This is a genomic window from Achromobacter veterisilvae, assembly GCF_900496975.1.
GTDB classification, from domain to species: Bacteria; Pseudomonadota; Gammaproteobacteria; order Burkholderiales; family Burkholderiaceae_B; genus Achromobacter; species Achromobacter veterisilvae.
This window is the reverse complement of sequence record NZ_UFQC01000003.1, coordinates 21827-38539: the sequence shown is the minus strand read 5'-3', so window position 1 is coordinate 38539 and position 16713 is coordinate 21827. Positions and strand designations below refer to the sequence as shown.

At 69.8% G+C, this 16713-nt stretch carries 19 protein-coding genes; 3 read left to right on the top strand and 16 right to left on the bottom strand.

All coding sequences use genetic code 11. The features are described from left to right. Window positions 1-63 precede the first annotated feature (63 nt). Window positions 64-1368 carry an MFS transporter gene (locus AVE30378_RS03210; protein ID WP_129239331.1) on the top strand — a complete coding sequence of 435 codons (1305 nt, stop codon included), beginning with the start codon at window positions 64-66 and terminating at the stop codon, window positions 1366-1368. Between the two features lie 19 nt (window positions 1369-1387). On the opposite strand, the gene AVE30378_RS03205 is transcribed toward AVE30378_RS03210, so the two are convergent. From AVE30378_RS03205 to AVE30378_RS03150, 12 genes are all read right to left on the bottom strand, one after another. Next, window positions 1388-1729 carry a 2Fe-2S iron-sulfur cluster-binding protein gene (locus tag AVE30378_RS03205; RefSeq protein WP_422393671.1) on the bottom strand — a complete coding sequence of 114 codons (342 nt, stop codon included), beginning with the start codon at window positions 1727-1729 and terminating at the stop codon, window positions 1388-1390. 22 nt (window positions 1730-1751) lie between these two features. Continuing rightward, on the bottom strand, window positions 1752-2339 hold the full coding sequence (locus tag AVE30378_RS03200) for an NUDIX domain-containing protein (RefSeq protein ID WP_129239329.1): 588 nt from the start codon (window positions 2337-2339) through the stop codon (window positions 1752-1754). An 82-nt stretch (window positions 2340-2421) separates the two neighbouring features. Beyond that, window positions 2422-3675, bottom strand: coding sequence for an Hsp70 family protein (locus AVE30378_RS03195; protein ID WP_129239328.1), 1254 nt, complete (start codon window positions 3673-3675; stop codon window positions 2422-2424). A 65-nt stretch (window positions 3676-3740) separates the two neighbouring features. After that, window positions 3741-4946 carry a RhtX/FptX family siderophore transporter gene (locus tag AVE30378_RS03190; protein WP_129239327.1) on the bottom strand — a complete coding sequence of 402 codons (1206 nt, stop codon included), beginning with the start codon at window positions 4944-4946 and terminating at the stop codon, window positions 3741-3743. A 2-nt stretch (window positions 4947-4948) separates the two neighbouring features. Continuing rightward, the gene (locus tag AVE30378_RS03185) at window positions 4949-5368 is read right to left on the bottom strand and encodes a cupin domain-containing protein (protein WP_129239326.1); all 420 of its coding nucleotides are present in this window, start codon (window positions 5366-5368) and stop codon (window positions 4949-4951) included. A gap of 58 nt (window positions 5369-5426) precedes the next feature. After that, window positions 5427-7493: a TonB-dependent siderophore receptor gene (locus AVE30378_RS03180; RefSeq protein ID WP_129239325.1), complete on the bottom strand. Its 2067-nt coding sequence runs from the start codon at window positions 7491-7493 to the stop codon at window positions 5427-5429. Window positions 7494-7686: 193 nt separating this feature from the next. Next, the gene (locus AVE30378_RS03175; protein ID WP_244234949.1) at window positions 7687-8565 is read right to left on the bottom strand and encodes a helix-turn-helix transcriptional regulator; all 879 of its coding nucleotides are present in this window, start codon (window positions 8563-8565) and stop codon (window positions 7687-7689) included. A 99-nt stretch (window positions 8566-8664) separates the two neighbouring features. After that, complete coding sequence (locus tag AVE30378_RS03170; RefSeq protein WP_129239324.1) at window positions 8665-8997, bottom strand: hypothetical protein; 333 nt, start codon at window positions 8995-8997, stop codon at window positions 8665-8667. A gap of 162 nt (window positions 8998-9159) precedes the next feature. Beyond that, window positions 9160-9396: a DUF3820 family protein gene (locus AVE30378_RS03165; protein ID WP_129239323.1), complete on the bottom strand. Its 237-nt coding sequence runs from the start codon at window positions 9394-9396 to the stop codon at window positions 9160-9162. A 5-nt stretch (window positions 9397-9401) separates the two neighbouring features. Beyond that, window positions 9402-9530, bottom strand: a complete 129-nt coding sequence (locus AVE30378_RS32995) for a hypothetical protein (protein ID WP_279636174.1) — start codon at window positions 9528-9530, stop codon at window positions 9402-9404. Between the two features lie 64 nt (window positions 9531-9594). Next, window positions 9595-10197, bottom strand: coding sequence for a GNAT family N-acetyltransferase (locus AVE30378_RS03155; protein WP_129239322.1), 603 nt, complete (start codon window positions 10195-10197; stop codon window positions 9595-9597). Between the two features lie 3 nt (window positions 10198-10200). Then, the gene (locus AVE30378_RS03150) at window positions 10201-10674 is read right to left on the bottom strand and encodes an OsmC family protein (protein WP_129239321.1); all 474 of its coding nucleotides are present in this window, start codon (window positions 10672-10674) and stop codon (window positions 10201-10203) included. Window positions 10675-10842: 168 nt separating this feature from the next. Here AVE30378_RS03150 and AVE30378_RS03145 point away from each other — a divergent pair, with 168 nt between their 5' ends. Together AVE30378_RS03145 and AVE30378_RS03140 are read left to right on the top strand one after the other, a co-directional pair. Then, window positions 10843-11268, top strand: coding sequence for a copper resistance protein NlpE (locus AVE30378_RS03145; protein ID WP_129239320.1), 426 nt, complete (start codon window positions 10843-10845; stop codon window positions 11266-11268). 91 nt (window positions 11269-11359) lie between these two features. Further along, a complete protein-coding gene (locus tag AVE30378_RS03140) occupies window positions 11360-12109 on the top strand; it encodes an ABC transporter substrate-binding protein (protein WP_129239319.1) in 750 nt (249 codons plus the stop codon). Window positions 12110-12121: 12 nt separating this feature from the next. On the opposite strand, the gene aliA is transcribed toward AVE30378_RS03140, so the two are convergent. Genes aliA through badH form a run of 4 tightly spaced genes read right to left on the bottom strand, consistent with a single transcriptional unit; the run spans window position 12122 to window position 16581 of the window. Next, window positions 12122-13756, bottom strand: a complete 1635-nt coding sequence (gene aliA / locus AVE30378_RS03135; protein WP_129239318.1) for a cyclohexanecarboxylate-CoA ligase — start codon at window positions 13754-13756, stop codon at window positions 12122-12124. Window positions 13757-13791: 35 nt separating this feature from the next. Continuing rightward, entirely contained in the window at window positions 13792-14943 is a 1152-nt protein-coding gene (gene aliB, locus AVE30378_RS03130; protein ID WP_129239317.1) for a cyclohexanecarboxyl-CoA dehydrogenase, read from the bottom strand. Between the two features lie 54 nt (window positions 14944-14997). Next, window positions 14998-15780, bottom strand: coding sequence for a 2-ketocyclohexanecarboxyl-CoA hydrolase (gene badI / locus AVE30378_RS03125; RefSeq protein ID WP_129239316.1), 783 nt, complete (start codon window positions 15778-15780; stop codon window positions 14998-15000). 33 nt (window positions 15781-15813) lie between these two features. Continuing rightward, window positions 15814-16581, bottom strand: a complete 768-nt coding sequence (badH, locus tag AVE30378_RS03120; protein ID WP_129239315.1) for a 2-hydroxycyclohexanecarboxyl-CoA dehydrogenase — start codon at window positions 16579-16581, stop codon at window positions 15814-15816. Between the last annotated feature and the right edge of the window lie 132 nt (window positions 16582-16713).

Here is a 16713-nt window from a genome sequence, read left to right as displayed (position 1 = left end):
CGGCGCGGCGCCGGCCGCGGTCGCGTGTCCGGCGCCCCCGACAGACGCAACTGGAGGACAGATATGACGCAAGCGTATCTCGACATGCCCGACGCCAAGCGCCGCATCAAGGCGATCTTCGTCGGATCCATGGGCAACCTGGTGGAATGGTATGACTTCTATGCCTATACCGCGTTCGCGCTCTACTTCGCCCCCGCCTTCTTCCCTTCCCACGATCCCGTCGTACAGCAGTTGAACGCCGCCACGCTCTTCGCGGCGGGCTTCATCGTGCGCCCGCTGGGCGGCTGGCTGTTCGGGCACCTGGCGGACCGGCACGGGCGGCGGCTGTCGCTGATGGTCTCCGTCGGGATGATGTGCGTGGGCTCCCTGATCATCGCCGTCACGCCGACCTACGCCACGATCGGCCTGGCCGCGCCGGCCCTGCTGGCCCTGGCCCGCGTGGTCGAAGGCCTGAGCCTGGGCGGGGAATACGGCGCCAGCGCCACCTACCTGACCGAGATCGCCGACCCCGAGCATCGCGGCTTCTATTCCAGCTTCCAGTACGTCACCCTGATCGGCGGCCAGCTCAGCGCGATCCTGGTGCTGCTGCTGTTGCAGAACGTCTTCCTCACGCACGAACAGCTCCTGGCCTGGGGCTGGCGCATCCCCTTCGTGATCGGCGCCATGCTTGCGATCATCACCGCGGTGATGCGCCGCGACATGCCCGAGACCGATTCGTACAAGGAAGCCCAGAAGGCGGCCAAGCCGCAGACCAGTTCGCTGCGCGGCCTGCTGCAGTACCCGCGCGAGGTGGCGATCGTCGTGGGGCTGACCGCCGGCGGCACCGCGGCCTTCTATACCTTCACGACGTATATGCAGACCTTCGTGCGCCAGACCGCGGGCTTCACGGACATCGTCACCACCTACATCATCGCTGGCTCGCTGATCTTCGCGCTGATCCTGCAGCCGGTGTACGGCGCGCTGTCCGACCGGATCGGACGCAAGCCCCTGCTGATCTTCTTCGGCGTGGCGGGCGCCGCGCTCACCGTGCCCATCCTGATGGCGCTGTCGCACACGCGCTCGCCCTTCATCGCCTTCCTGCTGATCTGCGGGGCCTGGGTGTTCACCGCGGGCTATACGTCCATCAACGCCGTGGTGAAGGCGGAACTGTTCCCCACCAACGTCCGCGCCACCGGCGTGGCCGTGCCGTATGCCGTGACGGTATCCATCTTCGGCGGCACGGCGCCGGCCATCGCCCTGTTCTTCAAGCAGCAGGGGCACGAGGAATGGTTCTATTACTACCTGGCGGGCGTCATCTTCCTGTCCCTGCTGGTGTACGCCAGCATGCGCGACACCAAGCACGTGTCCGCCATGCACCGGCACGCGTGAACGCCGCCCGAGCCTGCTCCTAGCGCCGCGCCCCCGTCAGCGGGCGCGGCGCGGGCGGCGGCGCGGGTTCGATCGGCGCGGCCAGCGGCGCCTGGATTTCCAGCGCGGACGCGGCCTGCGCGACGCAGGGCAGGATCCAGCCTTCTTCCTTTTCGTCGGGCGACAGGCCCGGCCGCTCGATGCCGTAAACGACGGCCCCTTCCAGCATCAGGCACATGCAGGCGCGGCAGGTGCCGTTGCGGCACGAGCTGGGCAGCCTGACGCCCGCCGCCTGCGCCGCCAGCAGCACGGACGTGCCGGCCGGCGCGTCGAAGCGCAGGCCGGCAGGCCGCACCAGGACCGGGAAGGAGGCGGACATGATGGAAGGACCGGGCGCGCGCGCCTCAGCCCGCGCCGTCCTGCCAGTCGAGCTTCCAGGCGCCGGACAGCACGTTCTGCATCCACAGCACGCAGGTCAGGGTCTTGGCGTCGGTGACTTCGCCCTTGCGGCAGGCGTCGACCAGCTCTTCGGGCCGCGCGCTGGCCACGTCCAGGAACTCGTCCTGGTCCAGTTGGCGGGGCCCGGCGCGCAGGCCGCGCGCGAAAAAGATGTGGATGATCTCCGTGGAATAGGCAATGGCCAGGTGCAAGGCCCCGGCATGCGCCCACTGGGCGGCCGTATAGCCCGTTTCCTCGAGCAGTTCGCGCTTGCCACAGACCAGCGGGTCTTCGCCGGGGTCCAGCTTGCCCGCCGGGAACTCGGTCATGACGCGCCCGATGGGGTAGCGGTACTGGCGTTCGAGCAGGACGCGGCCGTCGTCCAGCAGCGGAATCACCACCACGGCGCCCGGATGCACCACGTATTCGCGTATCGCCGTATTGCCGTTGGGCAGGCTCACCGTATCGCGGCGGATCTTCAGGAAGCTGCCATCGTAGGGCGCCTCGCTGGCGACCAGTTTTTCGACGAGATGGGAATCGGGTTTGAGCGTCATGACGGGATCCTGGACCAGACGGAGCGCGGCGGCGGCGTGGGGCCGCGCGGAGCAATGCAGCTTACCACCGCCTCATGACGCCTCAGCCGAACTTGCGGCGGGCATCCAGCGCCAGGCCGGCGCCGATGCTGCCGAACAGGTCCCCCTCCACGCTGCGCGCGTGCGGCACCAGCGCCGACACCGCCTCGCGCAGCCGCGGCACCCGGCTGGAGCCGCCCGTGAAGAACACGGTGTCCACGTCCGCCGTGGCCACGCCGGCGTCGCGCAGCAGCGCGCCCACCGAGGCCTCGCCCCGCTCGATCAACCGGCCCACGCAGGCGTCGAACGACGGCCGCGTCACGTCCACGCCCAGGTCCGGCGCGATGCGGGACAGGTCGATCCGCGCGGCCGGCGTTTCGGACAGGGCGATCTTGGCTTCTTCCACCTGCACCGCCACCCAGTGGCCGGCGCGCTGCTTGACGAGGTTGAGCAGCAGGTCGATTTTCTCGCGGTCGCCGGCCTCGGCCCGGATGAAGGCGAAGTGCTCGGCCGCCTTGCGGGTATAGGCCTGGTTGATGGTGTGCCAGCAGGCCAGGTTGCCGTACTGCGTGGACGGCACGTCCTTGCCGCTGCGCAACTGGCTGCCGAGCCCGAGCAGGGGCATCACGTGCCCCAGGCTGAGCTGCTTGTCGAAATCCACCCCGCCGATGTGCACGCCGCCATAGGCCAGGATGTCCTCGCGCCGGTCGGCCTTCACGGCCCGGCCGGGCCCCAGGCGGATCAGCGAAAAGTCCGAGGTGCCGCCGCCGATGTCGATGACCAGCACCAGTTCTTCGCGGTCGATCTGCGATTCATAGTCGAAGGCCGCGGCCAGCGGTTCGAACTGGAACTCGATGTCGGTGAACCCGACGCTGCGGGCGATCTCGCCCAGCGTCTCCTGCGCCGTCCGGTCGGCGGCGGGATTGTCGTCCACGAAGAACACCGGCCGGCCCAGCACCGCGCGTGTGAAGCCGCGGCCCGCCGCGGTCTCGGCGCGCCGCTTCAGTTCGGCGATGAACCGTGTCAGCAGGACGCGGAACGGGATCGAACGGCCCTGGACTTCCGTCGAGCCGTCGATGAGCGAACTGCCCAGCAGGCTTTTCATCGAGCGCATCAGGCGCCCGTCGTAGCCCGCCAGGTAATCGGAGATGGCGGCGCGGCCATAGCTGACCTCGGCGTCCTCGTCGTGGAAGAAAATGGCCGAAGGCAAGGTGGCCTTGCCGTCCTCCAGCGTGAGGAGCGCGGGTTGGCCGGCGCGGCTCCAGCCTACGGTGGAGTTGGACGTGCCGAAATCGACGCCGCATGCGGTGGAAATCATGGAAAACTCTGGGACGGAAAGCAAAACGGCGCACAAGTGTACCCGCTTCGGCCCCAGCCCCCCGCCTACCCCACCGGCCGCGCCAGCGCCTTCGCGGTGAAGGCCAGGGTCAGGGCCGCGACCGCCAGCCCGGCCGCGAAGCCGCCCCCGTAGCCCGCGTACGCCGCCAGGCCCGTCATCAGCGACGACGTCAGGATCTCGCCCAGGTCCCGCGCGCTCTGGACGGCCGTCATGTCGGTTCCCGCCTGCGCGCCGCGGCGCGCGAAACGCATGGCCAGCGTCATCAGGGCGACGGACGCCGCCCCCGCCCCGAAGGAACCCAGGGCCTGCGAGGCATAGGCCAGGCCCGCCTGCCGCGGCGCCCAGCCCTGGGCCTGCGCCAGCCAGCCCAGCGCCGCCGCGCCGGAAGCCGCCAGGCCCAGTCCCAGCGCCACGCGCGCGCCCAGCTTGCCGATCAGCCAGGCGCCCCCGCCGCAACCCAGCAGCACGGTGACGATGCCGCCCGCCATACCGATGCGGCCCACGTCCTCGACCCGCCAGCCGGCGTCCACCAGGAACAGCTTGGACAGGCCATAGCCCGCCACGGCCGTCATGGCCGACAGGAACGCCGCCACCGCCAGCGCCCAGGCGCCGGGCCGGCGGATGAATCCCGACAGCGTGGCCCGCGGCCGGGCGGATGGCACGGCAGCGTCCGTCTCGCGCCACGTCGCGGCCAGGAACAGGCTGAGCGCCACCGCGGCGGCCAGCGCGCCGACGGCGGCCGGCTGGCCGATGTAGCCCGTCATGATCAGGCAGCCCGGGCCGCCGAAAAAGAAGCCCATCATCGTGCCGCCCACCTGCGCGGCATTGGCGCGCGCCAGGGCCTGGCCCTCGAAACGCTCCGCGGCCAGGCCGTCGGTGGCGATGTCCTGCGTGGCGCTGGCCAGCGACGCCGCCGCCATCAGGGCCACCACCCAGGCCGCGCTGGCCGAGGAGATGCCCAGCAGCGCCACGCCCGACAGGCAGGCCAGGACCGCCGCCTGCATCGGAACGATCCAGCTTCGCCGCCGCCCCATGGCCGGATTCCAGCGGTTGTCCACCGCCGGCGCCCACAGGAACTTCAGCACCCACGGCAGGCCCACCAGCGGCAGCCAGGCCAGCGCATGCAGGTCCGCGCCGTCGCGGCGCAGCAGCGTGGGCAGGGCCTCCATCGCCACGCCCAGCGGAATGCCCTGCGAAAAATACAGGGCGGCCACCATCAGGAACAAGCGCCCGTTTGCCTTGCGATCCATCTTCACGATTCCCTTTGCGGTTGGGCCGCGACGCGGCGGTGTTCGCTGCCGAGGCCCGGCGTCACGAACAGGATTTTCCCGGGACAGGCGATGTGCAGGCGATGCCACACGCCGCGCGGCACCACGGTACAGCGCCGGCTGTCCAGCAGCACGTCGGTTTCGGCGCCGCGCTCATCGGCGAGCGTCAGCACCACGCGGCCTTCCAGCACGCACAGCATTTCCTCGCCGGCCGGATGGCGTTCCCACATGTCGCCATGCACGTCGGCGTCGCTGGCCACGGCCTTGACGCCGATCAGCCAGCCTTCGCCGGGCGACAGGCGGCGGCGCTTGCCGATGTCGCGCATGGCGCCGTCGTCGCCCAGCGCCACGAAATGATCGAGCCAGTCGAAGACCGGCGGTGCGGAAAAGGCCCCTGCCTTCATCGGATTACCTCCATGGGGTGCTGGCGGGCGGCGCGCCGGGCGCGCCCGCCGGTGTCGGTCAGTACTGCGCGCGCAGCGTCAGCATGACGTTGCGGGGTTCGCCGTAGCGGTTGTTCCAGGACGTGCCGGACAGGCTCTGGTAGTAGCGGCGGTCGAACAGGTTGTTCACGTTCAGCGCCGCGGTCAGGTGCTTGTCCAGCCGGTACGCCATGCGCAGATCCACCAGGGTGTAGCCGCCCTGGCGCAGCGTGACGGGGCCCGACACGGTCGAATACCCGGACTGCATCTGCACGCCGCCGCCCACGCTCAGCCGCCGCTCCATGACGGGCAGCGCATAGTTCGTCCACAGGCGGAAGATGTGCTTGGGCGTGAAGCTGGCGAACGGCTGCCCGTTGGAGACGGAGTCGGACAGGTATTTGCTGGTGTTGAAGGTGTAGCCCGCGGCCACCGTCCAATGGGGCGTTACCTGCCCGCTGGCCTCGGCCTCGAAGCCGCGGCTGCGGACTTCGCCGCCCGAGATGTAGTAGCAGTTGTTGCCCACGCAAGGCCAGTCCGGATCCTGCTGCGCGCGGTTCTTCTGCTGGATCTGGAACACCGCCAGCGACACGTTCAGCGCGCCGTCCGCCAGCGCGCCCTTCACGCCGGCTTCATAGTTGGTGCCGGTGACCGGGTCCAGGGGCTTGCCTTCGCGGGTCAACTGGCTTTGCGGCTGGAATACCTGCGCATAACTGCCGTAGAGCGACCATTGCCTGTCCAGGTCGACGATCAGTCCGCCGTAGGGCGTGAACTCGGGATCGATCCGCTGGCGCGCGCCCGGGGCGCTCTGGTTCCACCAGCTCATGCGTCCGCCCAGCACCAGGGTCGCCGGATCGGCCAGCGAAAAACGGCCCATGGCGTAGACGCCCTGCTGCTTCAGGCGCGTTTCGCCGGGCGAGGTATACGGCCCCACGCCGGGCTCCGGCACGCTGCGCGGATCCCAGTCGAACACGTTCACCGGCACGTTCAGCGCCGGGGTCAGCATGCCCGTGTACTGCTCGGAGGTGGTGCGCTGCGCATTGCCGCCCAGCAGCAGCTCGTGGCGGCGGCCGAACAGCAGCACGGGCCCGCTCACATAGGCGTCCACGCTGGCCTGCGTGTTGTCGAACTTGTAGGCGCCGCCCATCAGCCGCGAACCCAGGCCGGTTTCGCGGTCGATCGCGCCGTATGCGCCGGCGTACTTCAGGTTGCTGTCGGCCGTCAGGTAATTGGCGCTGACCTTGGCCGTCCAGCCTTCGCCGAAGCCGTGCTCCAGGTCGGCGAACACCCGGGTCGTGTCCCAGTTGAAGCGGTCCCAGGCGGCGTCCAGGTAGGTCGAGCGCGACAGCCCGATGTCGCCGCCGTCCTTGTAGCGCGGCACGCCCGCCATGTTGGTGGTGGAGCGGATGCGCTGGTATTGCAGTCCGGCGGACAGCACCGTCCGCGGCCCCAGGTCCACTTCGCCGATGCCGTAGAACAGCGCCGACTGCTGGTCCGCCACGTCGTAGAAATAGCCGCGGTCCTCGACCGCGCCGACGATGCGCCCGCGCACGCTGCCGCTGGCGTTCAAGGGGCCGCCCAGGTCCGCCTCGGCGCGGTAGTGGTCCCAACTGCCCGCGCTGACCGTGCCGTTGAACGCGAACTCGCGCTGCGGCCGCTTGCGCACGAGGTTCACGGTGGCCGCCGGGTTGCCCGACCCGTGCAACAGGCCGTTGGCGCCCCGCAGGATCTCCACGCGCTCGTACACCGCCATATCCTGGGGCGAGGCGGCCATATTGCCCATCAGCACCGGCACGCCGTCCTGCTCGAAAGAATCGACCTTGAAGCCGCGCGAGTAATACGCCGTGGTCAGCAACTGGTAGGGCTGCACCGTGATGCCGGTGGCGTGCTGCATGACCTCGTCCAGGCTTTGCAGGTTCTGTTCCCGCATCCGCTCCAGCCCGATCACGGTGACCGATTGCGGGATCTCGCGCACCGTCAGCGGCAGCTTGCCCAGCGTCGCCGTGTCCGGCGCGATGCCCTCGCCGCTGACCGTCACCGCCGGCAGCGATTGCGCGTCCTGCGCCAGCGCCGGTCCCGCCGTCACCGCCAGCCACAGCGGCCATTGCAATGCGCGCGCCGCGCGCCTGCGCGCCGCGCCCGCCCCCGTCTTGAATTTTTTCCGCACCGCTATCCCTCTTTGTTTGTTACTGAGAATTATTCTCAAATAATTCTAGAGAGGAAGGGAAGCGCCCGCTGGCGATTGCGGAAGTCTTGCTGGCGATTGCGGGAGTTTCGCCGCCCAAGCGGCGGCGCGCGGGGATTCAGCCGCGCGGCGCGACGCTGCTGGGCAGCAGGCCGTAGCGGCGCTGGAAGGCCTTGGTGAAATGCGAGTCGGTGTATCCGCAAGCGTAGGCGGCTTCCGACACCGACAGCGCGCCCGCCGCCAGCAGCGCATGGGCCTGCTCCATCCGGCGTTCGCGCACGTAGGCGTAGACGCTCATGCCGAACAGCTTGCGAAAACCCGTGGTGAGCTTGTTGACGTTGACGCCCGCCCGCCGCGCCAGTTCCGGCAGTGACGGCGGATCCTGCAGGTTCGCGGCGGCCAGGTCGCGCGCATGGTGCAGGCGCTCGACGTCGCCGCGCGACAGGCCGTGGCCCGGCGCCTGGCACGCCGCCGGCTGCAGCGCGCCGAAAGCCAGCGCCGTCAGCTCCAGCGCCTTGCCCGACAGGTACATGCGCTTGAGCGCCCCCTGCACCGGGCAGGCCAGCATCTGGTTGCCCAGGGCCTGCATCGCGGGGGCCACGCGCAGGTTGGCATCGGCATAGGGCTGGCGGCCTCCGGGCGCGCGCAGCAGCGCGGCCAGTTCCGCCGGCTCCATCGCCAGCGTGTCGCGCAGGTGCTCCAGGCCGGTGCGCAAGGAAACGAAGCGCAGGGCCTCGTGCGCGCCGAATTCGTGTTCCATGCCCATGGCGTCCTGGCACAGGCTCATGTGCAGCAGCGGGCCGCTGACCCGCGTGGCCGGCGCGCCGCGCACGCTATAGCGCAGCTCGCCGTCCAGCACCAACACCAGCTTCAGCCCGGGCTCGAGGCGTTCGTGGACCCGCTCTTCCCGGCCGAAGCGCAGCGTGCCGCCCGCCAGCGACATCGCGGGCATGGCGGCCGATACGGTCCAGTCGGGTTCGGGGGAGATGGCGGTCACGGTCGCGGTCCCGCGGCGGGATCGGGTTTGTTGATGAGATTGAATATTATTACCGTTCAGCCAAAACGGAAAGCCGGCCCCGCGCCGGCGGTGAGCGCCCTACTGCTGCTGGCGGCGCTGCTCCAGTTCCTTCAGGCATTGCGCCACCCCGGCCTGCATCTGCGCGTTCGACACGGCGGCGCGGTCCGAGACTTCGCGGCAGCGCACGTATTCGGCCTGGCTCTCCGGCGTATCGCGGATGACCGCCGGCGCGGAGCCGGCCTCGGGCGTGACCGTCATGCGCAGCGTGGAAGGCGGCGAGAGGCTGCCGTCCTTGGAGCGCACGCTGGGGTACTGGTATTCCTGCGTGGTGGGCGCGGCGTTCTGCGCCTGCGCGACGCCGGCCGCGCACAGGGCGGCAAGCAGGAACGCGGAGATACGGTATTTCTTCATGGCGACCTCTCTTCGATGGGCAAGCGCGCCGCGGACAGGAGCCGATGGCCGCCCGGCCCGGCGCGCGCCGCACTATCGTATCCTCGCCCGCCGGCCCGCGGCGTGCCAAGACGCTACACAATCCGCCAGAGTTGTTTCCCGCGGTTTCGCGCAGGGGCCGCTTCAGGATTTGCCGGCGGATTTGCCCGCGGACTGGCGCAGCGGCGCCAGCAGCGAAGACAGGCCGTTGTGGTCCAGCTCGTGCATCAGGGCCAGCAGGCGGCCCAGCTCGCCCGGCGGGAAGCCTTTGCGCGCGAACCAGGCCAGGTACGGCCCGGGCAGATCGGCGATCAGGCGGCCCTGGTACTTGCCGAAGGGCATGGTGCGCGTGACCAGCAGGGAAAGCAGTTCGGGATCCATGGCGCTCACCGCGGTGCCGCGCCGCCGAAAGCGATGTCGGCGGCGGGAATGGCGGCGATCTTCACGCCGAAACTGGAGATGGACGACAAGGTGGCGTTGTGGTGCGCGTCGATCACGATCAAGGCGGAATCCATGGCGTTCCCGGAAGTGGCAGGTGCCGATCAGTCTACCGCCAAATCAGGCAGGCGCCAGTCCGGCTCAGCCGCACTCCGCTCCGGTCTCGGCAGGCGGCCAGGTACGGGCGTACATCCAGAAATGGCGCGGCTCGCCCCGCACTACCCGGTACGCGTGCAACAGCCCTTCGCGGCGGAAACCGCAGCGCTCCAGCACGCCCGCCGAAGCCGTGTTGGAGTCCAGCACGGTGGCCTGGATGCGCGCGAAGCCCAGCGTCTCGAGCGCCCAGCCCGTCAAGGCCGCGCAGGCTTGGGTGGCCAGGCCCCGGCGCCAGTATGCCGGGTCGATGTCGTAGGCGATCTCGGCGCGGCGTTGCGGCAGCGCGATCTCGTTCAGGCCGATGGTGCCGACGAGCCGGCCGTCCGGGCCGGCGATGGCGAGCCGCATGCTGTGGGACCGGTCGGGCCGCGCATAGGCCCGGATCAGGCCCGCCAGGGTCTGCGGCCCGTCCAGTTTCCAACTGGTGTGGCGCGTCACGTCCTCCCGCCGCAGGTATGCGTACCAATCGGCGGCGTCGTCCTCGCGCATGGCGCGCAGGCGCAGGCCGGGCGCGCCCAGGGCGGGATAATCCCGGGGCCAGTCGGCGCAGGCCGGCGGCATCGCGGGCCGCAGCGGAAGAGACGGCATCGCTCAGCCGGCGCGCACGATGCGCGGTTCGCACCGCACCGGGAAGTTCACCGAATTGGCGATGAAGCAGAAATGGTGCGCCCGCTCGTGCAGTTCGGCGGCCAGCGCCGCGTCGTCGCTGGCGAGGATGGTCACCTCGGGCCGCAGCGTGACCTGGGCGAACGCCCCGCCCCGCTCGCGGTCTTCGACCATCACGCCTTCGGCCTCGTCCCGGTAAGCCACCACGGTCACGCCTTCGGCCGAACAGAAATGCAGATACCAGAGCTTGTGGCAGGCGGACAGCGAAGCCACCAGCATGTCCTCGGGATTCCAGCGCGCCGGATCGCCGCGGAACGCGGGATCGGACGAACCCGGCACGTCGGGCTTGCCTTCCGCCCGTATCAGGTGATCGCGGGAATACGCCTTGTAGCTGGACGTGCCGGTGCCGGTATTGCCGGTCCAGTCCACGGTGACGCGGTAGCGATGTTCGCCGTTCATGGGATTCGTCCTGTTCGGATCGTCATGGCGCCGGGCGGCCCGGCAAGGAAAAACGCCAAGCGTAGCGCATGCGCGCCGACGGAAGAAGACCGGCCGCCTTACATCCCGTTTCAGCACGGGCACGTTACTGTCCGTATCGTGAATGCGTTTGCCTCACAGGAGCTCGCCATGCTGAAGACCACCCTGACCTGCGCCCTGACGCTCGCCCTGCTGGCCGGTTGCGCGCCTTCCCAGACCGTCTCCGGCCGCGGCGCGCCCGCCGACGGCCACACGGCCCGCAATTCGCTGGATTGGGCCGGCAGCTATGACGGCACCCTCCCGTGCGCGGACTGCCCCGGCATCCGCACCCGGCTGACCTTGACGCAGGACGGCCGCTACGAAAGACAGACCCAGTACCTGGACCGCCAGCCGCAGCCCGAAGTCGTGACGGGCGACTTCAGTTGGGAGTCCGACGGCAGCACCATCCGGCTGGACGCCTCGGGCGACAGCCAGCGGTATTTCGTGGGCGAAAACCAGGTGACCATGCTGTACCGCGACGGCACGCGGCCCACGGGCCCGCTGGCCCCGCACTACATCCTGCGCCGCGCGCAATAGCGCGCCGGGGCGTCGCGCAAAACGCGCGCTTCCGGCTATGCTTGCCGCAACGTCCGCGCCCGGCGGCGCGGCCCCTCCCGCCAAGGAAACCATGAAGACCGACCACGAGCTGCTCTCCGCCTTCGCCCCGACGGGCACGTTGCGCGCCTCCATCAATCTGGGCAATCCCATACTGGCCAATACCGACGCCGCCACCGGCCGGCCCGGCGGCGTCTCGGTGGACCTGGCCACGGAACTGGCCCGGCGCCTGCAGGTGGAGCTGGAACTGGTGGTATTCAAGTCCGCCGGCGAATCCGTCAACGCGGTGGCCGCCGAGCAGGCGGACGTGGGCTTTTTCGCCATCGATCCGCTGCGCGGCGAGCAGATCGCCTTTACCGCGCCCTATGTGGTCATCGAAGGCGCGTACCTGGTGCGGCAGGATTCCCCGATCGCCGCCATGGACGAGGTGGACCGCCAGGGACGGCGCGTCGCGGTCGGCAAGGGCAGCGCCTACGACCTGTACCTGACGCGCGAACTCAAGCAGGCGGAGATCTTCCGCGCGCCGACCTCGCCCGCCGTGGTCGACACGTTCCTGCGCGAAAACCTGGAAGTCGCCGCCGGCGTGAAGCAGCAGCTCCAGGCCGATGCGCAGCGCCTGGGCGGCCTGCGCCTGCTGGACGGCCATTTCATGCTGATCCGCCAGGCCATGGGCGTGCCCAAGAGCCGCGGCGACAAGGCCAGCGCCTACCTGGGCGCCTTCGTCGAGGCCATGAAGAAATCGGGATTCGTGGCCGAAGCGCTGGCGCGCCACGGCATCCAGGGCGCGGCCGTGGCGCCGCTGGAAACCGCGCCCGGCGCCTGAGCGCGCGGCGGGCTAGGCCCGCAGCATTTCCCGCAGGCGGAACTTCTGCACCTTGCCCGTGGGCGTGCTGGGCAGGCTGTCGCGCACCTCCAGCCGCTCCGGGATGTATTGCAGCGCCACGCCTTGGCCTTTCAGGAAATCCACCAGCTCCGACAGCGCCAGCGCGCCGCCGGGTTTGAGCGTGACCACGGCGCAGGCCCGCTCGCCCAGGCGCTCGTCCGGATACGCCACGATCGCCGCCTGGCCCACGGCCGGATGCCGATACAGCAGGGACTCGATTTCCACCACGGGGATGTTCTCGCCGCCGCGGATGATCACGTCCTTGCTGCGGCCCGTGATGCGCAGATAGCCCTGGCCGTCGATGCGCGCCATGTCGCCGGTGTCGAACCAGCCTTCGGCGTCGGTGGCGTTCAACTGGGGCCGCTTCAGGTAGCCGCCGAAGTTGGAACACGAGCGCAGCCAGAGATTGCCCACCTCGCCGGCGGGCAGCGCCGCGCCGGAAGCATCCACCACCTTGATCTCGACCCCGGGCAGCGGGCAGCCATCGCTGGTGTAGGCGCGGACGTCGTCGTCTTCCGGCCGGGTCAGCGTGACCGCGCCGTTCTCCGTCATGCCCCACGCCGAAACGATCTTCGCGCCCAGCACCTGGCGGGCCTGCTCCACCAGCGGCCCCGGGATCGGCGCGCCCGCGCACAGGAAGGTGCGCAGCGTGGGCACGCCCTGCCCCGACTGAGCGACCTCGCGCGCCAGGTCCGTCAGGAACGGCGTGGACGCCATGCTGAACGTCGCGCCGTGCTCGCGGATCAGGCCGGCCGCGACGGCGGGATTCCAGATGTCCAGCGTCACCGCCCCGCAACCCAGGTAGAGCGGCATCATCAGCCCGTACATGAAGCCGGTCTGGTGCGCCATCGGCGACCCCATCAGCACCACGTCGTCCGCGCCCAGCCCCAGGCGGTCGGCGTAGGCGGCAATGTTGGAGAACGTGGTGTTGGCCGTGTGCATCACGCCCTTCGGTTCGCCGGTGGTGCCCGAGGTGTAGATCAATTGCGTCACGTCGTCCGGCCCGGGACGCGAACGGCCGAGGATGTCGCGGGCGTCGGGCTCGGCCTCCCAGCGGGGGTCGGACAGCAGGGCCTCGAAACTGTCGGGGCCGGCGCCGCCCACCGCGATCACGCGCTCCAGCCGGGGCAAATCGGCGCGCAGGCCTTCGGCCATCGCCGGATAGTCGAAGCCGCGGAACCGCTGCGGCACGATGAAGACGCGCGCCTCGCCGTGGCGCAGCATGAACGACAGTTCGCGCTGCCGGAAGATGTGCATCAGCGGGTTCATCACCGCGCCGATGCGCGAGCAGGCCAGGTAGGTGACGACGAACTGCCAGCCGTTGGGCAACTGGCAGGCCACCACGTCGCCCGCGCCGATGCCCAGCCGCGCCAGCCCCACCGCCACCCGGTCGGCCATGGCGGCCAACTGGCGGTAGGTGAAGCGCCTGACTTCGGCGCTGTCGGTGTGCACGGCCGTCAGCGCCAGCTTGTCGGGATGCGAGGCCGCGCCCCTGTCCAGGAAGTCGTTGATGGTCAGGTCCCGCCACCAGCCGCGCGCAACGCTCTCCTGCCGTCTCGGTGCAATCAGTACAGCATCGAATTCCATGTCGTCTCTCCGATGTTATCCGCGCCGGGCCGGCATCAGGCCGGCACCGCCTCGCGCCCGGCCCGGGTGCGCGCGATGATGGTCTTCATGATCTGCGCCGTGCCGTCTCCGATCTGGAAGCCCAGCACATCGCGCAGGCGCTGCTCCATGACGCCGCGGTCATAGCCGCCATGGCCGAACGTCAGCAGGCACTGGTGCACCACGTCGTACGCCAGCTTCGGCCCCCACCACTTGCACATGGCGGCCTGCGCGCTGTGCGGCAACTGGCGGTCCTTCAGCCACAGGGTCTGCAGGCACAGCAGGCGCGCGGCCTCGACCTGGGTTTCGCCTTCGGCCAGCGGATGCGACACGCCCTGGAACGCCGACAGGGGCTTGCCGAAGGCCTCGCGCTGCGCCGCGTGCGCCCAGGTCTCGTCCAGCGCGGCCCGAGCCACCGCCAGCACCTGCAGGCCGATCAGGGCCCGCGAATAATCGAAGCCCTGCATGACCTGCACGAAGCCCTCGCCCTCCCGCCCCAGCAGATGGTCGGCCGGCACGCGCACGTTCTCGAAAAACAGCGAACCGCGTCCGATGGCCCGCTGCCCGTGGCAGTCGTAGCGGTTGCGTGTGATGCCCGGCAAGTCCAGGGGCACGAGCAAGGCGGTGACGCCGCGCGCGCCGGACTCCACGGTGCCGCTGCGGCCGAACACCACGGCGGCGTCCGCCTGGTCGGCGGCGGAAATCGACGCCTTCTCGCCGTTGAGCACATAGTGGTCGCCGGCGCGCTCCACCCTCAGGCGCAGGTTGGCCGCATCGGAGCCGCCGCGCGGCTCGGTCAGCGCGATGGCCAGCAGCGCCTCTCCCCGCGTCAGCCGGGCCAGCCACGGCCGCGCCACGTCGGGCCTGCCGTGCTGCGCCAGGATCTGGCCGTTCAGGGACGCCAGCAGATTGATGTACGACAGGCTGAGATCGGCGCGCGCGATCTGCTCGTGAATCACGCCGGCGGCCAGGCTGCCCAGCCCCTGTCCGCCGCAGTCCTCGGGCAGCTCGGGCGCGATGAAGCCCAGGCCGCCCATCTCGCGCATCAGCCCGCGGTCCAGCGTCCGCGTCGCGTCGCGTTCGAGAAAGCCCGGCGCCACGCGCCCGGCCGCGAAACGCCCGGCGTGCTCCGACAGCGCGGCCAGGTCCTCGTCGATATAGGGATTCATCTTGTCTCCTGCGGCTCGCCGGACGTGGCGGCGGGCTCGTGCGTGGGCATGGCGCTACCTGGCGTGGCGGCGGAAATCGGGCTTGCGCTTTTCCTGGAAGGCCCGGACGCCTTCGCGCGATTCCTCCGTGTCGTAGTACAGCTTCAGGGCGTACATTCCCATGCCCGCGATGCCCGCCTGGTGCGCCGTGTCCATGTTGAAAGAGCGCTTGGCGATCGCGATGGCGGTGGGGCTTTTCTCCATGATCTCGTCGCACCATTTCTGCACTTCGGCATCGAGCTGGTCGGGCGGCACCACCGCGTTGACCAGGCCCATGGCCAGCGCCTCGGCGGCGGAATAGCGGCGGCACAGGTACCAGATCTCGCGGGCCTTTTTCTCGCCCACCACGCGCGCCAGGAAGGCCGTGCCGTAGCCGGGATCCACCGAGCCCACCTTCGGCCCCACCTGGCCGAACACGGCCCGTTCGGATGCGATCGTGAAATCGCAGATGGTGCACAGCACGTTGCCGCCGCCGATCGCATACCCCTGCACCCGCGCGATCACGGGCTTGGGCACGTCGCGGATGGCGCTGTGCAGTTCTTCCATCGGCAGCCCGATGGTGCCGCGCCCGTCGTACTGCCCGGCATGGGCGGACTGGTCGCCCCCGGTGCAGAAGGCCTTTTCGCCGGCGCCCGCCAGCACGATCGCGCCGACCTCCGGCGCGTAGCCCGCGCGATTGAGCGCATGGATGAGTTCATCGCAGGTGCGCCCGCGGAACGCGTTCATCTTGTCCGGCCGGTTGATGGTGATCCAGGCCGCGCCATTGCGGACTTCGTAGAGGATGTCTTCGTAGTTCATGGGAGATTCCAGGGAAGAAAGGAAACGGCCCGCTCAGCCGTTCATGGTCAGGCCGCCCGAGACGCTCAGCACCTGCCCGGTGACATAGGCGGCGTCGTCGCTGGCGAAGAACAGGATCGCGCCGGGCAGGTCTTCGGGCTGGCCGATGCGGCCAAGCGGAATGGCCCGGGTGAAGGCCTCGACCAGCTTTTCGGGATTGCCCGCGCCCTCCTTGTAGCTGGCGAACAGCGCGGTGTCCGTCGGCCCCGGGCACACCACGTTCACGGTGATGCCGTGCCGCGCATGCTCGCGCGCGATGGTCTTGGAAAACGCCACCAGCCCGCCCTTGCAGGCGGCGTAGACGGCCTCGCCCGAGGAGCCGGCCCGCGCCGCGTCCGACGCGATGTTGACGATACGCCCCGACTTGCGCGCCGCCATGCCGGGTAGCACCGCATGATGCATGTGCAGCGCCCCCACCAGATTGACGGCGATGAGCTTGTCCCACTCAGCGGGCTCGGTCTTCGTGAAGGGCTTGAAGATGTCCCAGCCCGCGTTGTTCACCAGCACGTCGACCGGGCCCAGCCCGGATTCGACCGCCGCCACGGCGGCGTCGACCTCCTCGCGGCGCGTGATGTCGCAGCGCAGCGCCAGCGCCCGGCCGCCCTCGGCTTCGATGCCGGCGGCGACGGCGGCGGCCGCTTCCGGATCCAGGTCCAGCACGCCGACCGCCGCGCCTTCCCGAGCGAGGCGCCGGCAGGCCGCTCCGCCGATGCCGCCGCCGCCGCCCGTCACGATCGCCGTCCTGCCGCTCAGTCTCTGCATGATTTCCTCTGCCTAGGTTGCAGGCTTGGTATCCTTACCCGGCGGGCGGGATACGCCACCAAAATACGTAAATATGTTTACCTATATTAGCGACCGCCGCCACGAATAATCAAGCCAAAAAATACGAAGCAG

Excerpts from the sequence above, each read along its gene's own strand:
- AVE30378_RS03165 (WP_129239323.1), bottom strand. The coding sequence starts at position 9,396 with ATGGATCCCGAACTGCTTTCCCTGCTGGTCACGCGCACCATGCCCTTC.
- AVE30378_RS03150 (WP_129239321.1), bottom strand. The coding sequence starts at position 10,674 with ATGAACGGCGAACATCGCTACCGCGTCACCGTGGACTGGACCGGCAAT.
- AVE30378_RS03190 (WP_129239327.1), bottom strand. The coding sequence starts at position 4,946 with ATGGATCGCAAGGCAAACGGGCGCTTGTTCCTGATGGTGGCCGCCCTG.
- AVE30378_RS03155 (WP_129239322.1), bottom strand. The coding sequence starts at position 10,197 with ATGCCGTCTCTTCCGCTGCGGCCCGCGATGCCGCCGGCCTGCGCCGAC.
- AVE30378_RS03210 (WP_129239331.1), top strand. The coding sequence starts at position 64 with ATGACGCAAGCGTATCTCGACATGCCCGACGCCAAGCGCCGCATCAAG.
- AVE30378_RS03140 (WP_129239319.1), top strand. The coding sequence starts at position 11,360 with ATGAAGACCGACCACGAGCTGCTCTCCGCCTTCGCCCCGACGGGCACG.
- AVE30378_RS03145 (WP_129239320.1), top strand. The coding sequence starts at position 10,843 with ATGCTGAAGACCACCCTGACCTGCGCCCTGACGCTCGCCCTGCTGGCC.
- badH (WP_129239315.1), bottom strand. The coding sequence starts at position 16,581 with ATGCAGAGACTGAGCGGCAGGACGGCGATCGTGACGGGCGGCGGCGGC.
- AVE30378_RS03170 (WP_129239324.1), bottom strand. The coding sequence starts at position 8,997 with ATGAAGAAATACCGTATCTCCGCGTTCCTGCTTGCCGCCCTGTGCGCG.
- aliA (WP_129239318.1), bottom strand. The coding sequence starts at position 13,756 with ATGGAATTCGATGCTGTACTGATTGCACCGAGACGGCAGGAGAGCGTT.
- AVE30378_RS03195 (WP_129239328.1), bottom strand. The coding sequence starts at position 3,675 with ATGATTTCCACCGCATGCGGCGTCGATTTCGGCACGTCCAACTCCACC.
- aliB (WP_129239317.1), bottom strand. The coding sequence starts at position 14,943 with ATGAATCCCTATATCGACGAGGACCTGGCCGCGCTGTCGGAGCACGCC.
- AVE30378_RS03200 (WP_129239329.1), bottom strand. The coding sequence starts at position 2,339 with ATGACGCTCAAACCCGATTCCCATCTCGTCGAAAAACTGGTCGCCAGC.
- AVE30378_RS03185 (WP_129239326.1), bottom strand. The coding sequence starts at position 5,368 with ATGAAGGCAGGGGCCTTTTCCGCACCGCCGGTCTTCGACTGGCTCGAT.
- AVE30378_RS32995 (WP_279636174.1), bottom strand. The coding sequence starts at position 9,530 with ATGGATTCCGCCTTGATCGTGATCGACGCGCACCACAACGCCACCTTG.
- badI (WP_129239316.1), bottom strand. The coding sequence starts at position 15,780 with ATGAACTACGAAGACATCCTCTACGAAGTCCGCAATGGCGCGGCCTGG.